The following is a 19,249-nucleotide window of genomic DNA, read 5'->3' as shown; positions in this document are numbered from 1 at the left end:
ATATGGATTTAGAATTAAAAGATAAAGTAGTCATAGTTACCGGAGGAGCGAAAGGAATAGGGAAAGGGATTGTGATGGCATTGGCCAAGGAAGGCGCGATTCCAGTGATTGTAGGCAGAAAAGATAAAGATAACGAGGCGGTTAAAGCAGAAGTTGAGGCCTTGGGCGGAAAGGCTTTGGCCGTTCAGGCTGAACTGGGTAGGCCAGAAGAGTGTAGAGCTGCTGTGGATAAGGTCATGGAAGTTTTTGGAAGGATAGATGGTTTGGTTAATAATGCTGGATTAAACGATGGCGTCAGCTTGGCGACCGGAACTTATGAAGATTTTGTGCAATCCCTGCACAATAGTCTGATCCACTATTTTTTGATGGCACAGTATAGCCTTCTTGCTTTGAAGGCCTCCAAAGGAAGTATCCTGAACATCAGCTCCAAGACCGCTGAGACGGGACAAGGAGGGACCTCTGGTTATGCAGCGTCCAACGGAGGTAGGAATGCACTGACCCGGGAGTGGGCGGTAGAATTGCTGAAAGATGAAATCCGAGTAAACGCGATTGTGGTAGCAGAAAGCATGACCCCGCAATACGAAAGTTGGATTCAGACATTGGATAACCCAGAAGAAACGTTGGAAAAGATTACCGATCGGATCCCCTTTCAGAACAGAATGACGACAGTGGAGGAAATTGCGGATATGGCGATATTTCTGTTGTCCAACAGGTCTAGCCATACCACCGGACAATTGATTCATGTGGATGGGGGCTATGTGCATCTGGACAGGGCATTGATCAAGGAATAACAGCTTACATTCGAAGCATTTAACACAGGAACTAAAAATCCTTTGTTGCAAAATCCATAAGAAAACGATCTTATGGATTTTTTTTGTGCTTTAAAATCTTATTCCTAGGTGCTTAGAACTTATTTTTTCAAGAAATTATTGAAAAATGATAAAAAAATATTTTTCTTTTAATCGATTAAGCATTATACTTGTATGAATTATAAACTGATCAATACCGAAATTTTATTTTAATTGTAAGCTGCTGATCCCCTATTTGTTAGCTAATCGCTTAAACGTTTAAACAGAATTTGTTGTTTTAATTTTTGCAAAAACATATTAGCAAAACAAAAAAGGTTTAAATTGAAAAGAAAAATAACCAGTTACCGAAAATCAACTAATCAATAAGATATGAAAATTAAACTTTTGATTGCCTCCTTATTATTCACTGGACTCGTTTATGGTCAGAAGGAGCAGAAATTTAATGGGGTGGATATGAACCTCGGCACCTTGTCCCGTTTATCTGATGCCAAGACCCGTTCCATCAGTCCGGAGAACTTTACCGGAGAGAAAGGAAAAGGGGGGATGGCAGATCCCACAAAACATGCTGGTCAGCCAAATGTGGCCAATGCACACCATGCTTCCCGGGAATTAGGGGTGGGCTGGAAGGTTAATCCCTTTATCACCATTAAACCTGGAGAAACCTTCACCATGGCAGAGATCAACGAATCAGGTGTTATCCAACATATCTGGATGACTCCGACAGGGAATTGGAACCATACCATATTCCGGATCTATTGGGACGGCGAAAGCACGCCATCGGTAGAGTCTCCGGTAGGACCTTTTTTTGGAATGGCCTGGAACCGTTTTGCTCCCTTAAATTCATTGGCCATGACCGTAAATCCGGGAAGCGCCTTCAATTCCTATTGGAAGATGCCTTTCCGCAAAAGTTGTAAGATTACCATGGAGAATATCAGTGCCGATCCGATGAACCTGTATTATCAGATCGATTATGCTTTGACAGAAGTGGATGCTAATGAAGGTTATTTTCATGCACAGTATCGTCGTTCTAACCCGACTACTGGAGCCCTGCATACCATCATTGATGGTATCAAAGGGAAAGGACAGTACGTTGGAACCTATTTGGGAGTCGGTGTGAACAACATAGGCTGGTGGGGAGAAGGCGAGATCAAATTCTTTATGGATGGCGATAAGGATTATGCCACTATCGTAGGTACCGGATTGGAGGATTATTTCTGCGGGTCCTATAATTTTGAGAATAAGGCTACCCGTCAATATCAGGAATACTCCACAGCTTATGCCGGATTACATCAGGTCATCCGTCCGGATGGGCTATATGAATCACAACAACGGTTCGGGATGTATCGCTGGCATATCATGGATCCCGTTCGTTTTGAAGGTGATCTGAAGGTCACCATCCAAGATCTGGGCTGGCGTTCTGAAGGAAGGTATCTGCCACAAAAATCAGATATGATATCCGTGGCCTTCTGGTACCAGTCCGAACCCCATCAGAAATTCCCGAATCTTCCAGTAAAAAATGATCTAGAAGTAAATTAAAAGAGCATGAGACATCCGATAGCAATTGGTATTCTCTTCGGAATAACCGTGTTGGTGGCAGCTTGCCAACAAAAAACAGGAAAAACGACCGAAAATCAGCAAGACAGTATGAAAGTAAGCTATGAAAAAGGAAGCTTTGGCTATGATCTGGATTTCTTGAATAAGTATGATTCCGTCATCTTGTTGCAGAACGAAAGTGGATTGGGACAAATCATTGTTTCCGCGAAATATCAAGCAAAAGTTTTTACTTCCACAGCCAATGGGGCGGAGGGGAAAAGTTTTGGTTGGGTCAATTATAAGGCTTTCGATGCCGAAATAGATCCGCATATGAATGCCTATGGTGGCGAAGACCGCTTATGGTTGGGCCCTGAAGGAGGACCATTTTCTCTGTATTTCAAAAAGGATACGGAGATGGTTTTCGAAAATTGGAAGACTCCAGCTGCGATTGATACCGAAGCCTGGGATCTGGTCGCAGCAGACAGCAAAGAAGTCAACATGGAGAAACGCAGTGTGATAACTAATTATAAAGGTACGCCTTTGGATATCAAGCTGCAACGCAAGGTGCGGATATTGGAAAATGCCGAGGTTGAAAAGGAATTAGGCATCAGTTTGAGCCCAGGTTTGAAATCGGTTGCTTTTACTACCCAAAATACCATTAGCAATGTAGGCTCAGCCGCTTGGACAAAAGAAACCGGAGCTCCCTGCCTTTGGAACCTGGATATGTTCAACCCGTCTGATTCAACGGTGATCCTCATTCCTTATCAGGAAAACGCCAGCGGAAAGGTTGCTACGACCGATTATTTTGGGGAGATTCCAACCGACAGAATCGTCTATAAACAAGGGGTATTGTTCTTTAAGGCGGATGGAAAATCCCGTGGTAAATTAGGACTTACGGCACAGCGCGCTAAGCAGATTGCCGGAAGTTACGACCTGGAAAGTGGCGTGTTGACCATTACCAAATACAGTTTAGATCCTTCAAAAACCTACTTAAACCAGGAATGGACTACCAAAAAAGATCCATTTGTGGGCGATGCTGTCAATGCCTACAACGATGGGCCATTAGCAGATGGCGGTCAGATGGGACCATTCTATGAGATCGAAAGTGTTTCTCCTGCAGCATTTTTAAAGCCGAACGAAAGCCTCACGCATCAGCATGCCGTTTACCACTTTATGGGTGACAAAAAGGAGATCAATCAATTGATCAAAAGTTTATTCCAGATAGAAATCAACGATATCCGTACAGCCTTCAAAAATTAATACATATGAACAATTATCCTAAAATCGGAATCCGTCCAATCATTGATGGTCGCTGGGGAGGAATCAGGGAGTCTTTGGAGGAAACAACCATGAATATGGCGAAAGCCGTCGCACAGTTATTTGAACAAGAATTAAAGTATTTAGACGGGACACGCGTATCCTGCGTCATCGCTGATACTTGTATCGGTGGGGTGAAAGAAGCAGCGGATTGCCAGGAGAAATTCGATAGGGAACAGGTCGGCGTTTCACTTTCTGTAACCCCATGCTGGTGTTATGGCTCCGAAACAATGGACATGGACCCTTTACGTCCCAAAGCGATTTGGGGCTTTAATGGCACAGAACGTCCAGGTGCGGTATATCTGGCTGCAACCGTTGCGGCACATAACCAGAAAGGCCTGCCTGTTTTCAGTATTTATGGACATGATGTACAAGACCTTGGGGATACAAGCATCCCCGATGATGTGAGAGAAAAATTATTGGCATTTGCCAAAGCCGGGCTTGCTGTAGCCTTTTTAAGAGGCAAAAGTTACCTTTCCATTGGTTCGGTATCAATGGGGATTGTCGGTTCCATCGTCAATGCGGAATTCTTTCAGGAATACCTGGGAATGCGCAATGAATATGTGGATTCGACGGAAGTTCTCCGCAGGATACAACTGGGAATATACGATGAACAAGAATTTGAAAGAGCCATTGCTTGGACCAAGGAACATTGCCAAGAAGGCGAGGATTTCAATCAAACACATAAGGTAAAAAGCCGCCAGGAAAAGGATGAGGACTGGGAGTTTGTGGTCAAAATGACCATGATCATCCGAGACCTCATGCAAGGGAATCCAAAATTGGCGGAAATGGGCCATGCCGAGGAGGCGATGGGGCATCATGCATATATTTCCGGTTTCCAAGGTCAACGGCAATGGACAGACTTCCTGCCGAATGGCGATTTCTCGGAAGCCATGCTGACCTCTTCCTTCGATTGGAACGGTATCCGCGCACCGTATATGGTCGCTACGGAGAACGATTCCTTGAATGGAGTTTCCATGGCCTTTAATCATCTACTCACCAATACCGCCCAGATTTTTGCTGATGTAAGGACCTACTGGAGCCCAACTGCCGTCGAGCGGGTAAGCGGATGGCAACCGGAAGGAAGAGCAAAAGATGGCTTTATCCACCTGATCAATTCAGGTGCAGCTACCTTGGATGGTTCTGGACGTCAGTCAAAAGATGGGCAAGCAGCCATTAAACCCTATTGGGAAATCTCGCAGCAAGAGGTGCAAGATTGCCTGGATGCCACAACCTGGTATCCTGCAAATCGGGATTACTTCCGCGGTGGTGGTTATTCCTCCAACTTTTTAAGCAAAGGCGGTATGCCGGTGACCATGTGCCGGGTTAACCTGATCAAAGGTTTAGGCCCAAGCTTACAACTGGCCGAAGGGTGGACCATAGACCTTCCAGATGAAGTACATCAATTATTAAACGATAGGACAGATAAAACTTGGCCTACCACCTGGTTTGTCCCTCGTACCATGGGGCAAGGGGCTTTCCGTGACGTATATTCTGTGATGGCCAATTGGGGATCCAATCATGGCGCCATCAGCTATGGACATATCGGTGCAGACCTGATTACCATGGCATCCATTCTCCGTATTCCGGTTTGTATGCACAATGTTGCGGAAGATAAAATATTTAGACCAGCTACCTGGGCAGCATATGGAATGGATTCAGAAGGATCCGATTACCGCGCTTGCCAAGCCTTTGGACCATTATACCGTTAAGCAACATGGAAACTAAAAAGAAATTATTTACAGACGATCAGGGTAATCGACTACTTATACCTTTCCTGTTCATATGCAGTTTGTTCCTGCTATGGGGTTTTGCCCATGGATTTTTGGATGTATTGGATAAACATTTCCAAGACCTGCTTCATGTGTCTAAGGCACAGTCGGGTTTTGTACAGTTTTCCCTTTACATCGGTTATTTAGCCATGGCCATCCCTGCGGGATTATTCATCAAACGCTATGGATACCAAAAGGGGATAATCTTTGGGCTGGTATTATTTGCACTAGGAGCTTTTATGTTCTATCCAGCAGCAAAATTAGCAGCCTTTATCCCTTTTTTAACCGCCTTATTTGTTATTGCCTGTGGTTTGGCGTTTTTGGAAACAGCCGCTAATCCCTATTCCATTGTTCTGGGCTCGAAGGAAGGTGCCGCCAGAAGGATCAATATTTCCCAATCATTTAATGGATTGGGATGGATCTTAGGCCCGCTCATTGGTGGTTTAATGATCTTTGGCACTGAAGCAGAAGGGGAACATGATAAATTTGACTCTCTGGTAACCCCATATTTGGCCATAGGTTGTATTGTGGTGGTCGTCGCTTTGGTCTTTCTGGTCATCAAGCTGCCCGAAATAAAAGAGAAAAAAGAGGGCGGCGAAATGGAGGAGAACCCGCCGATGCGTCGACTTCTCAAACATCCGGTTTTTATTTTTGCAGTCATCGCGCAATTCCTTTACGTGGCAGCACAAACGGGAACAAATTCCTTTTTTATCAATTATGTGATTGATGCGATCCACGATCTACGAACGCCAATAGCCGGAATTATGGAACATCTGGGTTACTTTGGGGAATTTTTTATGCCCAAGAACAACGAACAGGCAGCTTCCCTGATCCTCGCAATAGGGGGAATGGGTGCCTTCTGGATTGGTCGATTAACTGGATCTTATCTGATGAAATTTGTAGCACCACAACGATTGCTTGCCATTTATGCGGTAGTCAATATCATCCTTAACATATTGGTATTTATGAACCTGGGCTGGCTTTCGGTAATTGCTTTGTTCAGCACCTACTTTTTCATGTCCATTATGTTCCCGACCATATTTGCTTTGGGGATCTCCAATTTGGGGACTTTAACCAAAAAAGGTTCCTCCTTTTTGGTCATGGCGGTTGCCGGAGGGGCATTTTGTCCACCCATCATGGGGCTGATCGCAGATCATAGTACCATGGCGAGGGGTTTTATCATTCCGGTGCTGTGCTATGTGGTCATTGCTGCATTTGCTATCTGGGGAGTTAGGAAGATAGAAGGAAAGTTAGACATGTCGAACCCAACACATTAAAAAGCTATGGAGAAGGGGTATGTTATAGGCGTAGATTTCGGGACCGATTCGGTTCGTGCCATTCTGGTAGAAGCGGAGACTGGAAAGGAGATAGGTGCTCATGTTTCCTTGTTTAAGCGATGGCGGGAAGGAAAATATTGTCAACCGAACAAACATCAGTTTCGCCAGCATCCATTGGATTATATCGAATCTTTGGAAGCCTGTCTGATGGGATGTTTGGGGGGACAGCCACAAGCGGTAAAAGACGCTGTATTGGCGATTTCTATTGATGCGACGGGCTCAAGTCCTGTGGCTGTAGATGAAAAAGGAATACCCTTAGCCCTACATCCGGAATTCGCGGAAAATCCAAACGCCATGTTTTTCTTATGGAAGGACCATTCGGCCATTTCGGAGGCTATGGAAATCAATGAGAAAGCGAAGTTATTTGAAAAAGATTATTTAAGCCATGTTGGCGGAATGTATTCGGCAGAATGGTTCTGGTCAAAATTATTGCACGTTTTACGTCAGGATAGGGAAGTGGCAGAAGCCTGTTTTTCATGGGTGGAACAGAGCGATTGGCTTCCCTATTTTTTGACCGGGACCCAAGATGCCAACCGCATGAAACGAAATGTATGTGCGGCAGGGCATAAAGGCTTATGGGCAAAGGCCTTTGGAGGATTTCCGCCCTTGGCATTTTTCGAACATATAGACCCAGCATTAACCCGGATTTACCAAAGCTTACCGAAGGATTTATATTCTGCGGATGAAATTGCTGGCCAACTTTCCAAGGAATGGGCTGATAAATTGGGTTTATCCAGCTCTGTGAAGGTGGGAGTAGGCGCCATTGATGCCCATGTAGGTGCTATCGGTGCTGAAATTCAGCCGGGCGTGCTCTGTAAAGTGATGGGAACTTCCACTTGCGATATGTTGGTGATTTCCCAGGAAGAATTGGATGGGAAATTGGTCAAAGGGATCTGTGGACAGGTAGAAGGATCGATCGTTCCGGGACTTGTAGGGCTGGAAGCTGGGCAATCTGCTTTTGGAGATGTGTTCAGCTGGTACAGAGACTTGCTCCTATTTTCGGTCAACGAATTGGATCTGGATGAAAACATTGCAGAAACATGGAAAGATCAGATATTACAGCGATTGGCTGAAAAGGCCGAAAGCCGACCGGTAGAACTTCATAATCCCATTTCGCTGGATTGGTTCAATGGGCGAAGAACACCTTACGTGGATCCACATGCCAAAGGGGCTATGGTAGATCTACATTTAGGTTCGGATGCGGTGAGTTTGTTCCAGAGTTTGGTGGAAGCCACCTGTTTCGGATCGCGCGCCATAGTGGATGATATGGAAAAACAGGGAGTAGAAATAAATTCGGTGACCGCCATTGGCGGTATAGCCAAAAAATCCAGCTATGTGATGCAGACCTTGGCCAATGTATTGCAAAGGCCCATTCAGGTGCATCAATCGTTGGAAACCTGCGCCTTAGGGGCCTGCATGTTAGCGGCTACCCTTGCCGGGATCCATCAGAATCTTCAAGAAGCCATGGAGAAGATGGGATTGGGATTTGAGAAAACATTTCTACCCGATGAATCCTTAAAAACAATTTACGAAGATAGGTATCAACGCTATCAACAGATTGGAAATGAACTATACAACAGAAATAGACCTATATAAACAGTTTAAAACAAAAAAAACCATATGACAGCTAGGCTCTCATATGGCTGATGAAAATTATCAATTTATTAATCATTAAATAAAAGATAGGTTCGGTCTGGACAATCTTGCCTATCGATTATTAATAACCAATTTCTAATATATGGAAAAAAGATCTCGCTTGTCTTTTCAGTTGCGTGTTTTTCTCCTTTTCTCGATTCTTTTAAGTAATAGTGGAAATTGTTTTTCGTTCGGAAAACATATCGCTTCGATCTCCACCAATTACCAGCAGCAATCTTGGGTTTTGAATGGACTGGTTACCAATGAGAAAGGTGAACCCTTAGTTGGTGCTAGTGTGCTGGTCAAAGGCACAAATCGTGGGACAAAAACAGATAATGAAGGCAAGTTTATCCTCGAAATTACAGCTGAAACAGAACAGCTGATGGTCTCCTACCTGAGTTATACCAGTCAGGAAATAACCGTAGGAAGCCGTAGAACCATCACCATCAAGATGGAACCCAATCTAAAGGAACAGCAGGTGAACGAGGTGGTGGTCGTTGGGTTTGGAACACAGAAGAAAATCACGGTTACTGGTGCTATTTCGGAAGTTCCCGTTCAGAATATCCAACGGATATCCACACCCTCCTTATCGAATTCTTTAGCGGGCAGTATGCCAGGTATTGTTACCCGACAGAGCTCCGGAGAACCGGGGTATGATGGTGCCGCCATCTTCATCCGAGGTTTTGGAACCTGGGAAAACCGTTCGCCACTGATTTTGGTTGATGGGGTAGAACGTGACCTCAACAATATCAATACCCAAGAAATTGAAAGTTTCTCCATTTTAAAGGATGCTTCCGCAACAGCGGTCTATGGTGTCCGTGGAGCAAATGGAGTTATCCTGATCACCACAAAAAGAGGGAAATTAGGAAAACCTTCGGTGGTATTCCGTACGGAGAATGCCCTGCTTACTGCTCAACGCCTACCGAAATACATCGATGGTCCACAATATGCCGGGTTGATCAATGAAGCCCAATTGAATGAAGGGAAGAATCCGATCTATTCGCAATTGGAACTGGAGGCATTTGCCGATGGTAGAAACCCCTATCTATACCCTAATGTAGATTGGGTAAATACCATCTTAAAAGAAAATACCTTCCAGACCATCAATAACTTAGCGGTTACCGGTGGTAGTGAAATCATCCAATATTATACCAATGTGGGATACACCGTACAGAACGGTATCTACAAACAGGATCCGGATAATTTCTGGAACAATAATGCCCAGATGCAGCGCTATAATTTTAGATCCAATGTGGATATCAAGTTATCAGAATCCATTGCTTTGCAACTGGGGCTTGGGGGAATCATCCAACGGGGTAATTACCCAGGAAGATCCGCGCCGGATATTTTCAGGGCCTTGAAAATAACCAGCCCGATCAACTTCCCGATCACCAATCCGGATGGGTCGATCGCCGGCGGACAGACTTCCTATCTCCAAGAAAATCCTTATGGATTGGTGGTGCGGTCGGGTTATAGTACACAGGATAGAAATACCCTGCAGGGAACATTTGGTGGTAAATGGGATCTTTCCAAACTACTGACTCAAGGCTTGTCCCTGCGCGGACTATTTTCCTATGACCATTATTACCAAGGATGGAACGATCGTTTCAAGCCGTATAGAATCCGACAATATCTGGGATTAGGCACCAATGGGGAAGAATTATACCGAAACCCGGATATTCGTGAAGAAGGTGCTATGGGTTATGGATCAGGTAGTTCCTCGAATAGGGCATATTACTCTGAAGCCAGTCTGAACTATAACCGTTCCTTTCAAGAGGCGCATAATGTAACGGCCATGTTCCTATACAACCAACGGGATTATGTACACCTAACGGCAGGGACCAGTTTGGCGAACCTTCCATTTCGCCGTAGAGGTTTTGCCGGACGTTTGACCTATGATTACAAGATGCGTTATCTCTTGGAGCTGAATGCAGGGTATAATGGATCGGAGAACTTTCCGAAAGGAAAGCGTTATGGATTTTTCCCGTCCGTAGCCGCAGGTTGGGTGCTCAGCAATGAACCTTTCTGGAACAGTGAAGTCATCAACCACCTGAAGATCCGTGGGTCTTATGGACAGGTCGGAAACGATCAGATTGGTGGTCGTCGATTCTTATTCCTGACCAACATTATTCGTGGTGGACAGGATTATCCTTTTGGCGAACAACAGACCTGGTTGGCCGGCTATAATGAAGATCAGATCGGAAATGAAAATGTAACCTGGGAAGTTGCGAATAAAGCCAACCTAGGCTTGGATCTCCAGTTGTTTAATGGAAAAATAAACCTTCAGGTAGATGGTTTCCGGGAAAATAGGCAGGATATCCTATTGCAGCGTGGGGTGATCCCACGAGTGGCTGGTTATTATCCTTGGGTAATTCCTTATGCGAATTTAGGAAAGGCCAAGAACTACGGTATTGATGGATTATTGGAGGTGAAGCATACGACCCAGGCAGGGTTCTACTATAATTTCAGGGGAACCATGACCTATGCAAAAAGTATCCGGGTCAAGGATGATCTTCCGAATTACCTATACCCTTACCAAAATCCCATCGGGCATTTAATTGATCAGCCATTTGGATACATCTCCATGGGAATTTTCCAAACACAGGATGAAATCGATAATAGCCCTAGACAAACGTTCATCGAAAATGTGCAGCCTGGGGATATTAAATACATGGATGTAAATGGCGACGGTGTGATTGATATCTTCGATCGTGTTGCGATAGGATACCCAAGGACTCCACAATTTATTTATGGAGCTAACTTTACGGTGGCCTATAAAGGAGCGGAGTTAAGCCTCTTTTTTCAAGGGACTTCCAAAACCTCCATTTTTATCGATGGCCCTTCCATGTATCCCTTCCAGATGGGTTTAGGTACCTACAATATCCTACAGGAATATTATGATAATCGTTGGACCACAGAAAATCCCAACGGCAAATACCCTAGGGTATCGAGCATGGATAACCTGAACAATAACCAGACATCCACACATTTCCTTCAAGATGCCAGTTTCATTCGGTTGAAGAGTGCAGAGATTGCCTATTCTTTTGCGCCCGAGTCCTTGAAGAGAATCGGTTTGAATGGGATCCGGGTATTCTCTAATGGAACGAACCTGATTACTTGGGATAAGATCAAGATCATCGATCCGGAAGCAAATTATGGTACTCCGGGATATCCGCTGCAAAGGATCGTGAATTTTGGTGCACAATTGACTTTTTAAACCTAAATGAACTAGTCATGAAAAAAAGAAATTTAATCTTCAAAATACTGATAGCTGGAGCCTGCTTACTATCCTGCGAGCGTGATTTCCTGGAAAAACAGCCGGATGAAAACCTCGATATCGATAAGGTGTTTTCCGAAAGGCAGTTTGCAGAAGGCTTCCTCTCTTCCGTATACCATAATATGCCGCCCATGCTGGAGATTTCCCGTTGGGAGGAAAGAAACCCATTTACCGGTGCCAGCGATGAAATGGAGATCACCTGGACAGGAGCCTATTCGCATCTGCTGAATTCCGGGGCTTGGAGCCCTGCCGATTTTCATCCCGATGTATGGGGTTTTATGTATGAAGGTATCCGGAAGACCAACATCTTCCTGGAAAATATAGATCGAGTTCCGATGGATGAACGGGATAAAGAAGTTTGGAAAGGAGAGGCTATATTTTTAAGGGCCTACTACCATTTTAATATTATGAAAATGTATGGCGCTGTTCCTATCGTGGATCGCACCATCAAATTGGATGAGGATTTTAGTAAGATCAGAAGAAATCCAGTGGATAAGGTTGCCGAATTTATTGCGGCGGAATGCGATAAAGCGATCGCCATTTTGGATTGGAATGTGGAACCCATAGATTATGGACGGATCACCAAAGCTGCAGCAATGGGCCTTAAATCAAGGGTATTGCTGTATATGGCGAGTCCTTTATTCAATGGGAATCCCGATTATCGGAATTTGAAGAACGATGATGGAACCCGTTTGTTTCCGGATTACGATGCCAACCGATGGGCACAGGCAGCTGCAGCAGCAAAAGCCTGTATCGATGGAGCTGAACAGAATGGTTATGGCTTATATTATTCTCCAACGAATGACCCGATGGATAACTACCAAAAGGTATTTACGATAAGAAATAATAGGGAAGTTTTATTGGCTCGGAACAATGGTGTCAAACAGCATTTTGAACGTTGTGCTAATCCCACCTCCTATGGTGGATATTCCATTTATTGTCCAACCCAAGGCTTAGTGGATGCCTATGAAATGAACAATGGCGAGAAACCGATCAGCGGTTACAATTCAGATGGTTCGCCTATTATCAACCCCCAATCCGGTTATCGCGAAGATGGATTTGTAGCAGCAAAACATCCTAAGGATTATTACCCCGCAGGAGTTAGCAATATGTACATCAATCGTGATCCACGTTTTTATGCTTCCATAACCTTTGCCGGTTCGCGTTGGAAAAATGCGGAGGTTCAGTTTTGGTTCACGGGTAAGGATGGACGTGAAAAGGCAGGTTCAGACTATTGTATTTCGGGCTATCTGATGCGCAAAATGGTGAACCATACCAGTAACATCCCTCAGAATCAATTTGGATTGAATACCTGGGTGGAAATCCGTCTGGCTGAAATCTATCTGAATTATGCCGAAGCATTGAATGAATCCCAAGGTCCTGTAGCCGATGTGTACAAATACCTCAACCTAATCCGGACACGTTCGGGCATGCCTGATCTTCCTGCCGGATTGAGTAAGGAAAGCATGCGCGAACGGATACAACAGGAAAGAAGGGTAGAGATGGCCTTTGAGGCGCAACGTTATTTTGATGTGAGACGTTGGAAAATTGCCAGATCGTATGATTCTGGACCCATCTACGGCATGAACATCATGGCCGGTACCCACCTAAAAGATCCTGCTTATTATAAAAGAACGGTGATCGAAAGAAGGGTATTTACCTCACCAAAACATTATCTATGGCCAATTCAGATCGGGGAGATCGAAAAGAATCCATATATGGTGCAGAACGTAGGCTGGTAAGCTATAAATGATATTATTATGAAAAGTAAGATAAATTATATACTCGGATTGCTTTTGATCGTAATGATGTTTTCCTGTAGCAAGGTGATCATTTACGAAACAACAGCAGAAGAAGATGCGCTTTATGGAAAATTGTACATTCCGAAAGCGGAAAGAGGAGTGGTTCAACAGGCTGTTAGCCCTAGTGGTGAGCCTATAGACCTCGATTTCAATGTGTATTTAGGTGGGCCAAAGGATGCTGGGCAGGATATCCAAATCACGGCGGCGGCAGATGCCTCCTTGCTGGATTCTTTCAACAGGGCTAATGGTACTAATTATGAATTGCTCCCCGCTTCCAATTACCAATTGACAGGCAGTAATTTATTGATTACAGCTGGCCAAAGGATGAGCAATAAATTACAGGTTCAGATCAAACCGGATGCGAACCTGCAATTGTTCAAATCTTATTTGTTGCCCATCACGATCCAATCGCAGTCTTCTGGAATTGCTACCAACCAAAAATTCCAAACGATTTATTATGTTATTCAGGTGAGTTATCCACGTGGAGAGGTACCAAGGGATAAGGTATTGAGTTTGGGCGCCAATTGGGGATTGTTTATTGGTCCAGGTTCACGCGGTAGTCTATTGCTTAAAAAGAATAACCACGATATCATGTCCTATGTTCCAGATCAGGCAGGAGTCTTCAGCGATCCGCCTAAAGTGGTCGGGGTATTCTGGGATGCTTCGGAATCCTGGTATTTGATAGACGATCAATCCATTGTTTTTAGAAATCATCCTTATTGGGCAGGATTATTTAGTTTCAGGATCAATGCGGATTATACCATGGCACAAGCCAATCCTTTCTGGTTGGGCGATTTTTGGAATAAATGGACTTTGGTCCCATTCAAGAATTACCTGTTGACCGTAGATGCCAATGGAATCATGAATAGACAACCTGTCTTGAGCAATGTTTCTGCAGCAAAAACAGAAGTGGCTACTGGCTTCAAGGGTTACAAACAACTGATGGCCTTTAAGGATGAATTATTGGCCTTGGAAAGTAATGGGAAACTGTGGGCTTATAGCATGTCGGAATTGGCTGTGCCTTCCAATAGGCGATTGATCGGTGAAGGGTTTGATATGTACCAGAAAATCATGGTGCTAAAAGGGGATCTCGTTGGTTTGGATGCAGCAGGTGATATCTATCGCTATAAGGATTTTAGAACAGATGGTTTTTACCCTTTAAAATAATTGGAAGATGAAGTTTAAATATAATATATGGGGAATCTTTTTGCTGTTGCAGCTAGCTTGCAACAAAGCAGAAAATATAGCGCCGGTAGTATTGGATCTTCAGGTAGATGTGGAAGATCAGATCCAAAAGCTAAGCTATGTCAAAAACCTAGTGGAATTCAAAGAAACAGCTGTTCTTGATGGACTGAAGTTATATTCGGTCAACATACAGAACCAAACCGATGCGCCGCTAGCATTTCATCTAATAGCGATGGATCGCGCTAAGGCAAATCTAAAATTAAAGACCATTTCCTTGACCAAGGATTCCTCGGATTATGAATTAGGTACGGTGAAGGAAATGGCGACACAATCGCCCTACGCATCCAAGATACAGTTTGCTGTAAATGGGGATTTTTTCTACTGGAAGGGGAACCCTTGGGGACCTTTTGTACAGGAGGGAAAGATCATTCATGATAAGTTTTTTGATACCTGGCATAGCTTCTTTGCGGTTAAGAAAACAGGCGAGTTTCTGATTGGAGGGAACCTGAATTATACAAAATTGAAGGATTCTATTTCGGAGGGGATTGGAGGTGTGGAAAAATTAATGAGCGATTATGCCATGGTCAGTCATGCCAATTCGGAAAGACATCCACGTACATCCTTGGGCTTTAATGCCGAGAAATTCTATCTCTTGGTGGTGGATGGCCGAAAGGCGGAACATTCCATCGGCATGAGTTTCCGGGAAATGTCTGAATTGTTCTTCAGCCTGAAGGTTCAGCATGCGCTGAATCTGGATGGTGGGGGTTCCAGTACCTTGATTCAAAAGGAAGGGACTGGTTTTCGGGAGATCAATGTGTATTCGGATGCCGAACCGCGAAAAGTTGCCAATGGTTTAGCTATTGTCGTGGATTAATTGCTTAAATTGTTTCAACATTAACCAATTGACCAAGTTTCAGAAATTATGAGAAGTCCAGTCTATTTACTGACCAGTATATGGATGTTTTTGCTGCTAGGGATTGTCCAAGCCTCTCCTTATGGAGAGAAAGGTTTTCACTTTGTGGCGGAAGATTCGATCAGCATGGATATTCCGAAGGATCTTATACCGTATATCCAATCGATAAGCTACTTTGCTCCGCAGGGGTTTAAACCAGAAGGAGAAATCCGGAAGATGGGCAAGGGGGTTTATTACATTGCTTTTGAGTGGGATTGTGCTAACGATCTATCTCTGGCTTTCTGGGAGGTACAGATCAGGCCAATGTTTATGCCTTTATTCCATTGGGCACCTCATCTGACGCCTACGGATAACCATATCATGCCGCAGCATGTTTTTCGCTCACCGGCCATGATCAATACGAGTGAGGATAGGTTCTTGGCCATCGTTCCAGATCTGGATCTGCTGCAGCATCAGGATAAAGCACCTTGGTTTATGGATATGGATGCCATGAAGAATCTACTTTCCCTAGGTTTTTCTGCATCTAAGATTACAGATCATGTGCTGTATGAAAAACTGGGGAAAACGAATTTTCCGAAAGGGAAAAATCAATTGGCAGCTTATATCCTGATCTCCGAAGAGGAAGAGGATATCCGAAACCCCTTTGCGAAAGTGAACCAGTTCTTATGGCAAAAATGGGGGGAGAAAGCGAATGAGAAGAACAAAGCCTTGCTAAAGTCGGATTTAGATACTTATGTGCAGCATACCTATAATTGGGCATTCAAAAATTGGAAGGATGCGGTTTGGCAGGAGTTTGATCTCCATGGGAAAAGGGTCGGAGCCCCCACTTTTATTGTCAATGTAACCCAAAGTCCCAATTACAAGGGCGAGATCAATGAGCGGGAATTTCGATCCATCTGGAACCAGGCCTGGTTTAACTCATTCCGTTCCGCATCTGGATTGATGCGTTATGCCTTGAGAACCCATAATGATTCCTTGAAGGGGTATGCCTTAAAAACCAAAGAGTTGGCTTTGGCATTTCCTCAGCAAGATGGATTTTTTCCTGGTTTGATTGCTACCGAAATGGAGTCTCGTGAAATAGCCGGAAAGAGTTATTGGCGGTCCAAAGGCTGGCAACATTATTATTACGGCAATTCGGATAGAAATCCTTTTGGAAAAGCGGCAAAGGAAGCGCCATTCCATGTCCTCGATATGAGTTTTACGGCCTTTCTTATGTTGGAGTGGTATCAGGATTTGGAAAAGGATGAAAGGTTATTGGACTTTGCCCGAAATTATGGGGAAGGCTTGTTGAAGATCCAACGAGAGGATGGTTTTTTCCCTGCCTGGATCGATGTACAAACGCATCAGGACCTGCAGGTCCTCAGCAAGAGTCCAGAATCGGCCATGTCCGTGACCTTTTTACTGAAACTATCTGAAATCACGAAGGAAGAAAAGTTCAAGAATGCCGCATGGCGCGCATTAAAAGCCGTTGATCAATTATGTTTGGCGCATGGACAATGGGAGGATTTCGAGACCTATTGGTCCTGTAGTAGGTTTGGATCGGTGGATTTGGTCGGGCGGAAGGTCATTCGGAATAATATGTACAAACAGAATACCTTGAGTATGTATTATTTAGCCCAGGCCCATTTTCAGGCGTACAGGATAAGCAGGGATGAGACTCATCTACGATTAGGAGAGCGTGTGATGGATGAACTATTGATGTGGCAAGCGGTTTGGCAGCCGGGATTCATCCATATTCCTGCTGTTGGCGGTTTTGGGGTGATGAATGCGGATGCCGAATGGAATGATTCGCGACAGAGTTTATTCGCCGAGCTCATTCTTCAATATGGGAAGGCCTTGAAAAGAAAGGATTACATGCAGCGGGGGATAGCGGCCTTACGGGCATCTTTTGTACTGATGTATTGCCCGGAAAATGCCCTTAGCAAAGTGCAATGGGAAAAAAGATGGCCTTTTATGAATGAACGGGATTATGGTTTTATGATGGAAAATTATGGTCATGATGGGCATACCTCGGCTGAGGGCATTGGAATTGGGGAATTTACCATCTACGACTGGGGAAATGGGGCAGCTTCGGAGGCCTATAACCGAATACTGGATAATTGGGGGGATCAAATCTTCCGGAAGTATTAACAAGTGTTTATTTTAATTTATCTTTATAACATGGCTAAGAAAGTTTCATTAAAGGATATTGCACAGCATTTGGGTGTTTCAACTGCCTTGGTATCCTATGTGATCAGTGGCAATGAGGAAAAGGGAAGAGTGGGCAAAGAAACAGCCATGCGCATCAAGCAGGCCGCTTTGGAATTGAATTACAAACCCAATCACATCGCCCAGAGCTTAAAATCAGGAAAAACAAATACCATTGGATTGATCGTTGCCGATATTTCCAATCCATTTTTTGCTTCCATTGCACGAGGGGTGGAGGATGAATCCAGCCAATTTGGGTTGACCACCATTATGGGAAGCTCTGATGAGAGCCCTGAAAAGCTCAAGAAATTAGTCGATGTGTTCATTAAAAGGCAGGTAGATGGTTTTATCATCTCTCCACCGGAAAATTCGGAGGAAACTATTGAATATATCATGTCCTTGGGCATACCACTGTGCTTGATTGATAGGCATTTTAAACATATCCATAGCAGCTATGTCATCACGGATAATTACCAATCGATGTTCGCAGGGGTAAAGAACCTGATTGAAAAAGGTTTTAAACATCTTTCGTTGATCAGTTACAATACCCAACTTCAACATATGATCGATAGGAAGGCTGGATTTAAAGATGCAGCAAAAGATATGGTAACCGATGTTTTTGAAATTGATTATGCAAATCAACATCAGGAACTGAAATCGGTGGTATATGAAATCCTGGATGGACAAAAGACGGATGTGATGGTGTTTGCCACCAACACCTTGTCGGTTGCAGGATTGAAAATATTGACCCAGAGAGGGGTTCAGATTCCAAAGGATTTAGAAGTCTTGTGTTTTGATGCCAGTGAAGTGTATGATTTTTTCTATCATCCCATCAGTCATGTGAAACAGCCTACCGATGTATTGGCAAAAGAAAGCGTTCGGATATTAGTGAATCAGATGAAGGATATTGAACGGAAGGAAGGGCTGGTATTCAACTCTAATTTGGTCAGTTACTAAGGAAAACTTTTCCTAAGGAAAGTCCTGCCCAAACCGCCAATAAACCTAAAGCCACACATAAAACCGTGTAGAGGATAGCGTATCCGATCTGTTGGTTTTGGATCAGGTTGATGTTCTCGGCTGCAAAAGTGGAAAAGGTGGTATAGCCACCACAGAAACCGGTGATCAATAGGAGTTTCCATTCATTATTTAGCCATTGCTGTCTATCCGATAGACCGATCAACAAGCCAATAAGTAGACATCCGGTAATATTGATAAGCAGGGTTCCCATAGGAATATGCGAAGGGTAATTCTTGCTGATAAATTGTGCACCAAAATACCGCATTATACTGCCGATTCCACCGCCTAAAGCTATTATTAAAACATCTTTCATCCTTCCAAGTATATGATGGACCAATTTAGGAATATCTTTTTAGATTCACTATGGAAGAAATGTCTAAGCAAGTTGTAAGTGAGTTGTAAGTGACTAAAGGCACTTACAACTCACTTACATCTCACTTAGACCTCACTTAGATGAAGAATCAA

The 19,249-nt window shown here is 44.0% G+C and carries 13 protein-coding genes; 12 read left to right on the top strand and 1 reads right to left on the bottom strand.

Translation table 11 applies throughout. The features are described 5' to 3' along the window. Positions 1-2: 2 nt before the first annotated feature. The 12 genes from E3D81_RS06105 (at position 3) to E3D81_RS06050 (ending at position 18,724) form a co-directional block, all read left to right on the top strand. Complete coding sequence (locus tag E3D81_RS06105; protein ID WP_134776822.1) at positions 3-791, top strand: SDR family oxidoreductase; 789 nt, start codon at positions 3-5, stop codon at positions 789-791. 387 nt (positions 792-1,178) lie between these two features. Next, positions 1,179-2,345: a glycoside hydrolase family 172 protein gene (locus E3D81_RS06100; protein ID WP_134776821.1), complete on the top strand. Its 1,167-nt coding sequence runs from the start codon at positions 1,179-1,181 to the stop codon at positions 2,343-2,345. 6 nt (positions 2,346-2,351) lie between these two features. Then, the gene (locus E3D81_RS06095) at positions 2,352-3,602 is read left to right on the top strand and encodes a DUF6786 family protein (protein ID WP_209023113.1); all 1,251 of its coding nucleotides are present in this window, start codon (positions 2,352-2,354) and stop codon (positions 3,600-3,602) included. Positions 3,603-3,607: 5 nt separating this feature from the next. Beyond that, the gene (locus tag E3D81_RS06090) at positions 3,608-5,371 is read left to right on the top strand and encodes an L-fucose isomerase (protein WP_134776820.1); all 1,764 of its coding nucleotides are present in this window, start codon (positions 3,608-3,610) and stop codon (positions 5,369-5,371) included. 5 nt (positions 5,372-5,376) lie between these two features. Then, positions 5,377-6,708, top strand: coding sequence for an L-fucose:H+ symporter permease (fucP, locus tag E3D81_RS06085; protein WP_134776819.1), 1,332 nt, complete (start codon positions 5,377-5,379; stop codon positions 6,706-6,708). A 6-nt stretch (positions 6,709-6,714) separates the two neighbouring features. Further along, positions 6,715-8,364, top strand: a complete 1,650-nt coding sequence (locus E3D81_RS06080; protein ID WP_134776818.1) for a ribulokinase — start codon at positions 6,715-6,717, stop codon at positions 8,362-8,364. 142 nt (positions 8,365-8,506) lie between these two features. Continuing rightward, a complete protein-coding gene (locus E3D81_RS06075) occupies positions 8,507-11,620 on the top strand; it encodes a SusC/RagA family TonB-linked outer membrane protein (protein WP_134776817.1) in 3,114 nt (1,037 codons plus the stop codon). Between the two features lie 17 nt (positions 11,621-11,637). Then, positions 11,638-13,422, top strand: a complete 1,785-nt coding sequence (locus tag E3D81_RS06070; RefSeq protein WP_134776816.1) for a RagB/SusD family nutrient uptake outer membrane protein — start codon at positions 11,638-11,640, stop codon at positions 13,420-13,422. Positions 13,423-13,440: 18 nt separating this feature from the next. After that, complete coding sequence (locus E3D81_RS06065; RefSeq protein WP_134776815.1) at positions 13,441-14,649, top strand: DUF1735 domain-containing protein; 1,209 nt, start codon at positions 13,441-13,443, stop codon at positions 14,647-14,649. Between the two features lie 7 nt (positions 14,650-14,656). Beyond that, a complete protein-coding gene (locus E3D81_RS06060; RefSeq protein ID WP_134776814.1) occupies positions 14,657-15,541 on the top strand; it encodes a phosphodiester glycosidase family protein in 885 nt (294 codons plus the stop codon). A 48-nt stretch (positions 15,542-15,589) separates the two neighbouring features. Next, positions 15,590-17,710: a hypothetical protein gene (locus E3D81_RS06055; protein WP_134776813.1), complete on the top strand. Its 2,121-nt coding sequence runs from the start codon at positions 15,590-15,592 to the stop codon at positions 17,708-17,710. 30 nt (positions 17,711-17,740) lie between these two features. Beyond that, entirely contained in the window at positions 17,741-18,724 is a 984-nt protein-coding gene (locus E3D81_RS06050) for a LacI family DNA-binding transcriptional regulator (protein WP_134776812.1), read from the top strand. Here the strand turns inward: E3D81_RS06050 and crcB are convergent. Next, positions 18,714-19,097 (bottom strand): fluoride efflux transporter CrcB, encoded by a 384-nt coding sequence (crcB, locus tag E3D81_RS06045; protein ID WP_134776811.1) that lies wholly within the window; start codon positions 19,095-19,097, stop codon positions 18,714-18,716. The two genes, E3D81_RS06050 and crcB, sit on opposite strands and share 11 nt — an antisense overlap. Positions 19,098-19,249: the final 152 nt, after the last annotated feature.

Origin of the sequence: Sphingobacterium sp. CZ-2 (assembly GCF_004526235.1) — a bacterium.
Lineage (GTDB): Bacteria > Bacteroidota > Bacteroidia > Sphingobacteriales > Sphingobacteriaceae > Sphingobacterium > Sphingobacterium tenebrionis.
The sequence above is the reverse complement of the archived record's forward strand: the minus strand, read 5'-3'. Positions and strand labels throughout refer to the sequence as shown.

Bases quoted from the DNA above. Each gene is read 5' to 3' on its own strand.
- E3D81_RS06095 (WP_209023113.1), top strand. From the start codon at position 2,352: ATGAGACATCCGATAGCAATTGGTATTCTCTTCGGAATAACCGTGTTG.
- E3D81_RS06105 (WP_134776822.1), top strand. From the start codon at position 3: ATGGATTTAGAATTAAAAGATAAAGTAGTCATAGTTACCGGAGGAGCG.
- E3D81_RS06055 (WP_134776813.1), top strand. From the start codon at position 15,590: ATGAGAAGTCCAGTCTATTTACTGACCAGTATATGGATGTTTTTGCTG.
- E3D81_RS06080 (WP_134776818.1), top strand. From the start codon at position 6,715: ATGGAGAAGGGGTATGTTATAGGCGTAGATTTCGGGACCGATTCGGTT.
- E3D81_RS06060 (WP_134776814.1), top strand. From the start codon at position 14,657: ATGAAGTTTAAATATAATATATGGGGAATCTTTTTGCTGTTGCAGCTA.
- E3D81_RS06065 (WP_134776815.1), top strand. From the start codon at position 13,441: ATGAAAAGTAAGATAAATTATATACTCGGATTGCTTTTGATCGTAATG.
- fucP (WP_134776819.1), top strand. From the start codon at position 5,377: ATGGAAACTAAAAAGAAATTATTTACAGACGATCAGGGTAATCGACTA.
- E3D81_RS06070 (WP_134776816.1), top strand. From the start codon at position 11,638: ATGAAAAAAAGAAATTTAATCTTCAAAATACTGATAGCTGGAGCCTGC.
- E3D81_RS06090 (WP_134776820.1), top strand. From the start codon at position 3,608: ATGAACAATTATCCTAAAATCGGAATCCGTCCAATCATTGATGGTCGC.
- E3D81_RS06050 (WP_134776812.1), top strand. From the start codon at position 17,741: ATGGCTAAGAAAGTTTCATTAAAGGATATTGCACAGCATTTGGGTGTT.
- E3D81_RS06075 (WP_134776817.1), top strand. From the start codon at position 8,507: ATGGAAAAAAGATCTCGCTTGTCTTTTCAGTTGCGTGTTTTTCTCCTT.
- crcB (WP_134776811.1), bottom strand. From the start codon at position 19,097: ATGAAAGATGTTTTAATAATAGCTTTAGGCGGTGGAATCGGCAGTATA.
- E3D81_RS06100 (WP_134776821.1), top strand. From the start codon at position 1,179: ATGAAAATTAAACTTTTGATTGCCTCCTTATTATTCACTGGACTCGTT.